Source organism: Streptomyces lushanensis (genome assembly GCF_001700515.1).
Classification (GTDB): domain Bacteria; phylum Actinomycetota; class Actinomycetes; order Streptomycetales; family Streptomycetaceae; genus Streptomyces; species Streptomyces lushanensis.
Map to the genome: position 1 here is coordinate 1 of NZ_MAUD01000228.1, position 10611 is coordinate 10611.

Here is a 10611-nt window from a genome sequence, read left to right on the forward strand (position 1 = left end):
TCTCCGGCGGCCGGGCCCGGCGCGGCACCCTGATCGGCCTCTGCGCGCCGGACGGCACCCTCGACTTCGCGTACTCCATGGTCCTGGACGACGGCGACATCGTGTGCGGGCGCTGCCACAGCTCGCCCGAGGTCCGCGAGGACGGCGGGGTCGACCTCCGCGAGGAGTGGGAGCGGTACGGCAGCCATGCCGCGGTGGGCGTCTCGTACCTCAAGGAGATCAAGTGATGCCGCCGGCATCCGCGAAGGGAGAAGCCATGACCAGCGAACCGGCCACGGCCCGGGAGACGCGGCGCCCGAAGAAGGGCGGCACGGTGACCTGGGCCTGCGCGCCCGGATTCCCTCCCGCGGTGATTTTCCCCTTCACCCCGGCCGAGCGGATGGGCACCCGCAACATCTACGAGTTCCAGATGCTGATGTACCGGCCCCTGTACTACTTCGGCAGCCGCGGCACCCCCGACGTCGACCACGACCAGAGCATCGGCGAGCCGCCGGTCTGGAGCGAGGACGACCGGACCGTCACGATCAAGGTCAAGCCGTGGAAGTGGTCCAACGGCGAGACCCTGTGCGCGGACAACGTGCTGTTCTGGGTCAACCTGATGAAGGTCAAGGGCGACCGGTACGGCGAGTACGTGCCCGGATACTTCCCGGACAACCTCACCTCCTACGGCAAACTCGCCGAGGACACCGTCTACTTCACCTTCGACAGGCCCTACTCGAAGAAGTGGGTGCTGATGAACCAGCTCAGCACCATCACCCCGCTTCCCAAGGCATGGGACCGCACCGCGGACGGCCCCGCCAACGCGTCCGGTGACGTGGCCGACGTGCTCGCCGTCTACGACTTCCTGATGGCGGCGCAGGGCGACATCATCGACGAGACCAACGAGCACCGCACCCGGTGGGCCGACAGCCCGGTGTGGAGCGTGGTGAGCGGCCCGTGGCGGCTGAAGAGCTACACGCTCGAAGGTCTGGTCACCTTCGTGCCCAACGAGCACTACTCGGGCCCGGACAAGCCGTACCTGGACGAGTTCCGCCAGGTGCCGACGTTCTCGGACGACGAAGAGTACGAGATGCTCAAGGCCGGTCCGCACGGCGAGGGGGCCGTCCAGGTCGGCTATCTGCCGCTCAGTTTCGCCTCGGAGCCGACCACCGACCCCACCGTGGGCGGTGCCAACCCCCTGGGCGACCACTACACCCTGATCCCGCAGGCCGCCTTCTGCATCCGCTACTTCTGCCTGAACTACAACAACCCCACGGTGGCCGGGAAGATCTTCCAGCAGACGTACTTCCGGCAGGCGTTGCAGAGCACCCTGGACCAGGACGGGGCGGTGCGCGACATCTACCAGGGGTACGCCTACCGGCAGAACGGGCCCGTGCCGATGGTCCCGGCGACCGATCTGGTCTCCCCCCGGCAGCGCGAGGGCGCCTGGCCGCTGCCGTTCGACGTCGACCGGGCCCGGCAGCTGCTGGAGGCCAACGGCTGGGACACCAGCACCACTCCGGCGGTCTGTGTGAACCCCGGCACCGGCCCCGGCCAGGCCGGCGAGGGCATACCGGCGGGCACCCGGCTGAGTCTCTCGCTGCGCTACGTGGAGGGGCGCCCGGCACTGACCACGCTGATGGAGAAGTACCGCAAGGACGCCGCCGCGGCCGGGATCGAACTGCGGATGGAAGAGGTGTACGGATCCGTGCTCGTCGCGGAGGACGCCCCCTGCGTCCCCGGTCCCGACTCTCCGTGCCTGTGGGAACTGACCTGCTGGAACGGCGGCTGGGCCTACCACTACCCCAGCGGCGAGATCCTGTTCAGGACCGACGCGGGCGGCAACTTCGGCCACTACAGCGACCCCAGGGCCGACGAGCTGATCGAGGCGTCCGTCACCTCGGACGACCTCGAGGCGCTCTACACCTACCAGGACTACATCGCCGAACAGGTGCCGGTCATCTTCACCCCGAACTTCCCCATCCGGCTCTTCGAGGTGGCCAACAGCCTCGGGGGATTCGGGCCCGTGAACCCCTTCGGAATGATCAACCCGGAGAGGTGGTACTACCTTGAGGACTCATGAGGTGACCCTGGCCGCGTCGCCCGTCGCGCCCCTGGGCGCTCATGAGCTGCTGGTCTTCCTGCTGCAGATCGGGGTGCTGCTGGGCACGGCCGTCCTGCTGGGCCGGCTGGCACAGCGGCTGGGCATGCCCTCGGTCGTCGGAGAACTGTGCGCGGGTGTCGTGCTGGGCCCGTCGCTGCTCGCCCATCTCGCCCCCGGTCTCTCGGGCTGGCTGCTGCCCCGGCAGCCGGACCAGATCCATCTGCTCGACGCGGTCGGGCAGCTCGGCGTGCTGCTCCTGGTGGGCATCACGGGCATGCACATCGACCTGGGCCTGGTGCGCAGAAAGGGCAAGGCGGCCGCCCTCGTCAGTGCGGGCGGCCTGGTGGTGCCCTTCGCCGGGGGCGTGGCCATCGCCTTCGCGCTCCCGGTCACCCTGCTCGCGGAGGGCGGCGACCGTACCGTCTTCGCCCTGTTCATCGGGGTCGCGCTGTGCGTCAGCGCGATCCCCGTCATCGCCAAGACACTCCTCGACATGGGCCTGCTGCACCGGAACATCGGGCAGCTGACCATCAGCGCGTCCGTGGTGGACGACATCGTCGGCTGGCTCCTGCTCTCCGTCGTCTCGGCGATGGCCACCACCGGGGTGCGCGACGGGGACATCGTCTTCTCCGTGGTGGCGCTGGCCGCCCTCGTCGCCGTCGTCTGGTTCGTCGGCCGGCCGCTGGTCCGCCGTCTCCTGCGGCTGGCCGCCCGGTCCGCGGACCGGGAGCCGACCGTCGCCCTGTGCACCGTACTGATCATCCTGGGGGCCGCGGCCAGCCACGCGCTCGGCATGGAGGCGATCCTCGGCGCGTTCCTCGCCGGGATCGTCATCGGGTCCTCCGGCGAGATGGACCGCGAGCGGCTGGCCCCGCTGCGGGTCTTCTCCATCGGCGTCCTCGCCCCGCTGTTCTTCGCGACCGCCGGGCTGCGGATGGACCTCACGGCCCTGGCCCGTCCGGCGGTCCTCGGCGCGGCGCTCCTCGTCCTGCTCGTCGCCGTCGTCGGCAAGTTCGCCGGGGCGTACGCGGGGGCACGAGCGGGCCGGCTCAGCCACTGGGAAGGGCTGGCGCTCGGCGCCGGGATGAACGCCCGGGGGGTGATCGAGGTGATCATCGCGATGGTGGGGCTGCGACTGGGGGTCCTCACCACCGAGATGTACACGATCGTCGTCCTGGTGGCGATCGTCACCTCCCTGATGGCCGCCCCGGCACTGCGTTTCGCGGTGCGCCGGATGCCCGTCACCGAGGAGGAGCGGGAACGGGAACGGGTGCTGATCGGCAGCGGCTGATCAGTGGATTCCTGACGCTTCACCACCGAATTTCCGGCGCCCGGGCCTGCCCGCGCCACCCGGCGCCTACCGTGAGGGCGACTGTCCGGCCGCGTGAGCCTGCCCCTCAACCCGCTGAAAGGAAAGGCAACATGACAGAAGCGCGCTCGACGACGGGACAGTCCCCGCTCCTCCTTCTGATCGCGACGGGGATGCGGACCTACCGTGAATATCTGCTGCGTTCGATATCCACCGGGTTCCGCGTCCATCTCTTCCATGTGGACGAGCCGACCTGGGAGAAGGAGTTCGTCTCCGGCTGGACGGTCCTGCCCAGCACCCTGGACGGCCCCGCGATGGCACGGGCCGCGCGGGAACTGCACGCCAGGGAGCCCGTCGCCGGTGTCCTCTGCTGGGACGAGGGCCGTATCCACGCCGCTTCCCACGTGGCCGAGGCGCTCGGGCTGCGCAACGGCGACCCGTCGGTGATCTGGCGGCTGCGCGACAAGGGCCAGACCCGTGCCGCCCTGGACACGGCCGGCGTCACCCAGCCCCGCTCGGTTCCGGTCAAGACCCTCGACGAGGCCCTGGCCGCCGCGGACCTGGTCGGTTACCCCGCGATCCTCAAACCGCGCGGCCTCGGTGCCAGCCTCGGCGTCGTCAAGGCCGGCGACGCCGGGCAGCTGCGGGAGCGGTTCCCCTTCACCGCCGGGATGAAGGGCCCCGACCCCGAGCCCCTGCTCTACAGCACCGACCAGCCCGTCCTGGTCGAGGAACTGGTCACCGGCGAGGAGATCAGCGTCGACTCGGTGGTCCAGGACGGCAAGGCGGTACCGCTGTTCATCGCCCGCAAGGTCGTGGGCTTCCCGCCGTACGCCGAGGAGATCGGCCACTACGTCGACGCCGGCGACCCGCTGCTCAGCGACCCCCGGCTGCTGGAGGCGATCCAGGACACCCACACCGCGCTGGGCTTCCGGGACGGCTGGACGCACAGCGAATTCATGCTGACCGCCACCGGCCCGCACCTCATCGAGGTCAACGGCAGGCTGGGCGGCGACATGATCCCGTACCTGGGCATGCTGGCCACCGGCATCGACCCCGGGCTGGTCGCGGCCCGGGTCGCGTGCGGCATGGCACCCGGCGTCATGCCGTCCCTGCGACAGGTCTCGGGCATCCGCTTCTTCTACGTCGAGCACGACGACACGCTCATCGAGTCCGTCTCGTTCCTGGAGACGGACCTGCCGAGCGCCGTCGAGCGCCTGGTGCCGGTGGCCAGGCCCGGTGCCGTGGTCTCCCCGCCGCCGAAGGGCACGGTCTGGGGACGGATCGCCTTCGCGATCGCCACCGGACGCTCCATCGAGGAATGCCGCGCCGCCCTGGACGCCGCCGAATCGGCACTCGCCGTACGGACCGGCGAGGACGACACCCACAGGAGAGAAGAGTGAAAGCGCATGGCAACTGAGGAGACGCAGAACAGGAGCGCGGGGATCTGGGCCACGTTCCGGGATTCGTCGGCCGCGGTGAAGACCCTTCTCGTCGGCGTGCTGCTGAGCCGGCTCGGCGGATTCCTCAACATCTTCATCGTGCTCTACCTGTCCTTCCGCGGGTACTCCGACGAGGAGGCCTCGTACGCGCTGGGGGCCTACGGCGCGGGCGGGGTGGCGGGGGTGCTGCTCGGCGGCACCCTCGCCGACCGGCTCGGCGCGCGGAACGCGACCGTGCTGGGCATGGGCGCCACCGCCGTGCTCACCGCTTCGCTGCTCCACCTGCCCAACTACCCGTCCCTGCTGATCGCGGTCGCGCTGGCCAGCCTCATGGCCCAGCTGTACCGGCCGGCCGCGGCGTCGCTGCTCTCCGAACTGACCTCGGGGAGCAGCCAGGTCGTGATCTTCGGAATGTACCGATTCGGCCTGAACGTGGGCGCCATGGCGGCGCCCCTGGTGGGTCTCGGGTTGTACCACCTGGGCAGCGAGAGCTACACCCTGGTGTTCTGGGGCGAGGCGCTCATCGCCCTGGCCTACGCCGCCGTCGCGGCCGTCGCCCTGCCGCGGCGGGCCGCGGCGGTCACGGCGACGGCCGCCACCGACGACGAGGACGGCGCGACGGGCGGCTACCGGGCGATGCTGGCCGACCGCCGGTACCTGCTGTACCTGTTCGCCACGCTCTTCAACGCGATCATCTACGTCCAGTACCTGTCCACGCTGCCGCTGGACGTGGCGGCCAACGATATGGACCTGGTCTGGTACACGGCCGCGGTCTCCCTCAACGGCTTCATGGTGATCGCGTTCGAACTCCCGCTGACCAAGATCACCCAGAAGTGGAACACCAAGTTCACCGTGGGCCTGTCCTTCGGCCTGGTCGGCCTGGGTGTCGCCCTGTACGGCATCCCGATCGGCGCGGGCGTGATCATCGGCGCCACGCTGGTCTGGACGCTCGGTGAGATCGTCGGCGGGCCCGCGGTCTTCGCCTATCCGGCGACGGCGGGCCCGGCGCATCTGCGCAGCCGCTACATCGGCGGCTTCCAGTTCATGCACGCGCTCGGCACGGCGATCGGCCCGGTCGTCGGCGGTCTGCTGTTCGTACGGATGGGACACGACGTCTGGCCGCTGCTCGGTCTCGTGGGACTGGCCGCGGCGGTGCTGGGAGTGGCCGCCATACGCGGGCCGGCGGCGCCGGCGGAACAGCCCGCCGGGGAGAGGACCGGGGAGAAGACCGCGGAGGCGGCAGACGCGTAGACACGACCCGAGCACGCACAGGACCACCGCGCGTCAGAACCACCGCCCGTCAGAAACCACCGCCCGTGAGAACCACCGCTCCGTCAGAACCGCCGCCCCGTACCGAGGCGGCGGTTTCGGCGTTGCGACGGCATCGGCCTCCAGGACCCGGTCACGGTCCTGGAGGCCGATGCGCACAAACGCCCGCGCCGGCCGACCGGGTCCGCTCCCACCGGGGGGGCGGGAGCGGACAGGTCGGCCGGCGCGGGGCCGGGGTCAGCCGGCGGTCACGTTCCGGGCGAACTCCTCAAGTGCGCGGCGGGGTACGGGCACCACCGAGGTCTGATAGCCCGTCATCATCGGCGGCACCACGTCGTCGTACTTCCGCAGCCACACGTCGGTGGCGTACACGGCCTGCGACAGCTCCACCCGCTCCTCCTCCGAACGGAAGGCGCGCAGCAGGAAGTAGCCGTCCTCGTCGTTGCGCGAGGGCCCGTGCGTGACCACGGTGATCCCGCACTCGCGCATCAGCGGGACGGTCCCGTCCCGGCTGATCCGGTGGAACTCCTCCCGGAGGCCCGGCCGGACGGTGAACAGCCGGATCTCCAGCAGCCATGTGTCGCTGGTGTCACTCATGTCATCTCCTCGTCTGCGGGCTACTTGACCCGGGAGCCGGACTTCCAGACGCCGGTGATGTGCTCCGGCTGGGCGAGCACCGCGATGTCCGTGAGCGGGTCCTCGTCGAGGATCAGGACATCGGAGTCGTAGCCCTCGCGCAGCTGCCCGGAGAGCGGCGCCTGCGGTCCCAGCGTGGCGGGGCCGAGCGCGGTCCCGGACTCGATGGCCTCCAGCGGGGTCAGCCCTATCTTCACCAGCAGCGGCAGTTCCCGGCCGTTGCGCCCCCACGAGTCGGGCAGCTCGGTCCCGGTGAGCGCGATGTCCGTGCCCGCGGCGATCGTCACGCCCTGCTCGTGCGCGATGGCGATCGCCTCGGCGTGCCGTCCCGCCGTGGCCTGGAGCTTCTTCAGCGCGAACGGGGGCAGCATATGACCGTTGTCGAGGAGCTCCTGGAAGATCGTGCGGGTGGTGACGAGGATCGCGCCGCACTCGCGCATGGCCACGGCGGCCTCCTCGTCGATGTACGTGCCGTGCTCGATGGTCTTCACGCCTGCCTCCAGCGAGGCCATGATTCCCGGCTTGCCGTGGCAGTGCGCGGCGACGATCCGGTCGGCCAGCCCGGCGACCTCCACGATCGCCCGCAGCTCCGCGTCGGTGAACTGCTGGTGGACCGGGTGGTCGACCTCGGACAGCACACCGCCCGAGGCACAGACCTTGATGAGCTTCGCGTTGCGCCGTAGCTGCTCCCGGGCGGCCCGCGCGCACTCCGCGGGACCGTCGGCCAGTCTCAGCTCACCGCCGAGATGGCCGAAGTCGTCCACCCACGAGACCGGGTAGCTGTGCAGGTCCGCGTGGCCGCCGGTGGTCGAGAGCGTGGTGCCGGCGGCGTAGATCGACGGGCCCTGGACCGTCCCCTCCTCGATCGCACGGGCCAGATGGATGCCGAGGCCGCCCACCTCTCGTACGGAGGTGACTCCGGCGTTCAGCGCGGCCCGCAGGTCGGTGGTGATCCGGGCGGCCCGCAGGGCGATCGGTTCCTGGACGAGCAGGGTGAGGTCCGCCGAGCGGAGCCCCATGAAGTGGCCGTGGGAGTCCCACAGTCCGGGCATGACGGTCCGGGCCCGCACGGTCTCGGCCTGCGGTGTGTCGGGTGCGCCGGACGCGGGTCCTGCGTAGCTGATGGTCCCGCCGTCGAAGACGACTACGGCGTCCTGAACAGGACTGCCTCTACCGGGAATGAGCTGGTCCGCTTCGATTCGCTGCAACATGCGGCAAGCCAATCAAAGGTGTGTGGTGGCGACAACTGTTGTTTGGGGGAAGGAAGTTGAGCACGGTGAGCCAGTTCCTCGTCCGGCCGGACACGCCCTACGGCGCCACGACGGCGCCCATGTCCTTGCCGTGCCCGGCCTGCCGGGCGGCGCGGTGGCGGAACACATGACGGTACGTCTGCGGGGACACGGTGGTGACCCGCCCGAAGTGGTACCGGAGATTGGCGGCGGTGCCGAACCCCGTGCGCCGCGCGATGTGTTCCACCGGCTCGTCCGTGGCCTCCAGCAGTTCCTGCGCGAGCCGCACACGCTGCTGGAGGAGCCACTGCAACGGAGTGATGCCGAGCCGGTCCCGGAACCGCCGGGCGAAGGTACGCTCGCCCAGGCCGGCGATGCGCGCGAGCTGCGGGACGGTCAGCGGCTCGTGCAGCCGCTCCCGCGCCCACTGGAGGACGGGGGCGAGCTCGTTGCTCCGCTCGGCCCGGGCCAGTGGCTTGGTGTACTGGGACTGGCCGCCCTCCCGGTGCGGGGGTACGACCATGCGCCGGGCCACCTCGTTCGCCACGGCGGCGCCGTGGTCCTGGCGTACCAGATGCAGGCAGAGGTCGATGACCGAGCCGGTGCCGGCCGAGGTGAGGATGTCCCCCTCGTCGGTGTAGAGCGCGGCCGGGGTGAAGTCGACCTCGGGGAAGCGGTGCGCGAAGTCCCCCGCGTTCATCCAGTGGGTCGTCGCCGTACGGCCCGTCAGCAGCCCCGCCGCCGCCAGTACATAGGCACCGGTGCAGATGGAGATGATCCTCTTGCCCATCCCATGGGCCTTGCGCAGCGTCTCAAGGAGGTGGGCCGGCGGGGCGAGTTGGACGGCACGGGCACACGCGGCGACGAGGACGGTGTCCGCGTCGAGCAGATCGTCGAAGTCGTACGGGGTGTGCACGTGCAGACCGACCGAGGTCCGCAGCGGGCCGGGGGAGTCCGCGCACATGCGCAGTTCGTACCAGGGGTCCACGATGTCGGACCGGTCCGTCCCGAACACCTCGCACGGAACGGCCAGTTCGAAGGTGGGTGTCGCATCCGTAACTGCGATCGCGATTACATGAGGACGCATGTCGGTAATTTAGCGCACGATGGCGAAACAGCCGATGGTGAACGGCGCCCGGTGCCGCGATGCTTGCGCGCATGAGTGATGCGAAGACAGAACCCTCCGGAGGACACCTCACCGCTGTCCAGGGCACCGCGATGTACGTGGGCGCCGTGCTCGGCACCGGTGTCATAGCCCTCCCGGCGCTCGCCGCCGAGGCCGCCGGCCCGGCGTCCCTGCTGGCCTGGCTGGCCCTCGTCGTGCTGTCCGCGCCGCTGGCCGCCACCTTCGCCGCGCTGGGAGCCCGCTACCCCGACGCGGGCGGTGTCGCCACCTACGCCATGAAGGCGTTCGGCCACCGGGCGTCCGCGATCGTCGGCTGGTGCTTCTACCTCGCCGTACCGCCCGGCGCGGCGGCCGCCGCACTCTTCGGGGGCGCGTACGTCTCCGCCGCACTGGGCGGCGGCACCACCACCACGACCGTCACGGCCACCGGGCTGATGATCGTGGTCACCGCGGCCAACGCGTTGGGCCTGCGGGTGACGGGGCGTCTCCAGTTCATGCTGGCCGGGCTGCTCGTCACCATGCTGCTGGTCGCGGTCGGGCTGTCGCTCCCCAAGGCGGAGTCGGCCAATCTCGAACCGTTCGCCCCGCACGGGTGGATGGCGATCGCCCCGGCCGCCGCGCTGCTGGTCTGGAGCTTCGCGGGGTGGGAGGCGATCACCCATCTGGCGGGCGAGTTCCGCCACCCGGCACGGGACCTGCCCCGCGCCGCCGCCGCGGCCGTCGTCATCGTCGGAGGGCTCTATCTGCTGGTGGCGTTCGCGGTCATCACCGTCCTCGGTGACGACGCGTCGGGCTCGGACGCGCCGCTCGGTGATCTGATGGCCCGGGGCCTGGGCGGGGACGCCCGGTACCTCGCCGCCGGGGCGGCACTGCTGCTCACCATGGGGGCGATGAACGCCTACTACGCCGGCGCGGCCAACCTCGGTGCCGCGCTCGGCCGCGACGGTGCGCTCCCCGTGTGGTTCGCCCGTGGCAGCGTGGCGGGCGAGGTGCCGCGCCGCAGCCTCGCGCTGGTGTCCGCGCTGTCCTTCCTGGCCCTGTTCGCCGTGGTGCTCACCGGCCTCGGCACCAAGCCGCTGGTGCTGCTCACCACCGGCTCGTTCGTGGCCGTCTACGCGATCGGGGTCGCCGCTGCCGTACGGCTGCTCCCGAAGGGCACCAAGGGCAGGGGCTCCGCGCTCTGCGCGATCGTCGCCGTCGTCGCCCTGCTGGTCATGGCCGGTCTGTATCTGCTCTGGCCGCTGGCGGTCGCCGGCGCCGCGCTGCTCTACCTGCGGCTGAACCGGCACCGCCGTCCGGCCGAGGCGACCGCCGGGGACGCACCGGAGCCGCTGCTGGAGACCACCGCCGACGGCCGGGAGTCCGGCTCGTGACCCTCGCGGCGGAGCCCGGGGCCGCGGAGGCCGCGTGTCCCCCGCCGGACCCGGAGAGTCTGCGTACCGCGGTGGCCGCCTTCCTGAGGCTGGACGCGGAACCGCCGGCGCGGCGCACGGCCGCCGCGCCGGCGCGGGCGTACG

At 71.0% G+C, this 10611-nt stretch carries 9 protein-coding genes; 6 read left to right on the plus strand and 3 right to left on the minus strand.

The window, feature by feature from the left end:
• From BFF77_RS19395 to BFF77_RS19415, 5 genes are all read left to right on the plus strand, one after another.
• On the plus strand, positions 1-227 hold a 227-nt coding region (locus BFF77_RS19395; RefSeq protein WP_211280270.1), incomplete at its 5' end, for an avidin-fold protein.
• A 29-nt stretch (positions 228-256) separates the two neighbouring features.
• A complete protein-coding gene (locus BFF77_RS19400; protein ID WP_066951401.1) occupies positions 257-2062 on the plus strand; it encodes an ABC transporter substrate-binding protein in 1806 nt (601 codons plus the stop codon).
• The gene (locus BFF77_RS19405) at positions 2049-3374 is read left to right on the plus strand and encodes a cation:proton antiporter (protein ID WP_245703594.1); all 1326 of its coding nucleotides are present in this window, start codon (positions 2049-2051) and stop codon (positions 3372-3374) included. Before BFF77_RS19400 ends, BFF77_RS19405 begins: the two co-directional genes overlap by 14 nt.
• A gap of 131 nt (positions 3375-3505) precedes the next feature.
• Positions 3506-4795 carry an ATP-grasp domain-containing protein gene (locus BFF77_RS19410; RefSeq protein ID WP_066951384.1) on the plus strand — a complete coding sequence of 430 codons (1290 nt, stop codon included), beginning with the start codon at positions 3506-3508 and terminating at the stop codon, positions 4793-4795.
• A gap of 6 nt (positions 4796-4801) precedes the next feature.
• Positions 4802-6085, plus strand: a complete 1284-nt coding sequence (locus BFF77_RS19415; RefSeq protein ID WP_066951387.1) for an MFS transporter — start codon at positions 4802-4804, stop codon at positions 6083-6085.
• Positions 6086-6340: 255 nt separating this feature from the next.
• On the opposite strand, the gene BFF77_RS19420 is transcribed toward BFF77_RS19415, so the two are convergent.
• The 3 genes from BFF77_RS19420 to BFF77_RS19430 all read right to left on the minus strand — a co-directional run bounded on the left by BFF77_RS19420 (position 6341) and on the right by BFF77_RS19430 (position 9055).
• Positions 6341-6700, minus strand: a complete 360-nt coding sequence (locus BFF77_RS19420; RefSeq protein ID WP_066951390.1) for a hypothetical protein — start codon at positions 6698-6700, stop codon at positions 6341-6343.
• Positions 6701-6720: 20 nt separating this feature from the next.
• A complete protein-coding gene (locus tag BFF77_RS19425; RefSeq protein WP_066951393.1) occupies positions 6721-7950 on the minus strand; it encodes a metal-dependent hydrolase family protein in 1230 nt (409 codons plus the stop codon).
• A 97-nt stretch (positions 7951-8047) separates the two neighbouring features.
• Entirely contained in the window at positions 8048-9055 is a 1008-nt protein-coding gene (locus tag BFF77_RS19430; RefSeq protein WP_066951395.1) for a GlxA family transcriptional regulator, read from the minus strand.
• A 71-nt stretch (positions 9056-9126) separates the two neighbouring features.
• Here BFF77_RS19430 and BFF77_RS19435 point away from each other — a divergent pair, with 71 nt between their 5' ends.
• On the plus strand, positions 9127-10467 hold the full coding sequence (locus BFF77_RS19435; RefSeq protein ID WP_066951398.1) for an APC family permease: 1341 nt from the start codon (positions 9127-9129) through the stop codon (positions 10465-10467).
• Positions 10468-10611: the final 144 nt, after the last annotated feature.

Excerpts from the sequence above, each read along its gene's own strand:
- BFF77_RS19400 (WP_066951401.1), top strand. The coding sequence starts at position 257 with ATGACCAGCGAACCGGCCACGGCCCGGGAGACGCGGCGCCCGAAGAAG.
- BFF77_RS19410 (WP_066951384.1), top strand. The coding sequence starts at position 3,506 with ATGACAGAAGCGCGCTCGACGACGGGACAGTCCCCGCTCCTCCTTCTG.
- BFF77_RS19415 (WP_066951387.1), top strand. The coding sequence starts at position 4,802 with ATGGCAACTGAGGAGACGCAGAACAGGAGCGCGGGGATCTGGGCCACG.
- BFF77_RS19420 (WP_066951390.1), bottom strand. The coding sequence starts at position 6,700 with ATGAGTGACACCAGCGACACATGGCTGCTGGAGATCCGGCTGTTCACC.
- BFF77_RS19425 (WP_066951393.1), bottom strand. The coding sequence starts at position 7,950 with ATGTTGCAGCGAATCGAAGCGGACCAGCTCATTCCCGGTAGAGGCAGT.
- BFF77_RS19430 (WP_066951395.1), bottom strand. The coding sequence starts at position 9,055 with ATGCGTCCTCATGTAATCGCGATCGCAGTTACGGATGCGACACCCACC.
- BFF77_RS19435 (WP_066951398.1), top strand. The coding sequence starts at position 9,127 with ATGAGTGATGCGAAGACAGAACCCTCCGGAGGACACCTCACCGCTGTC.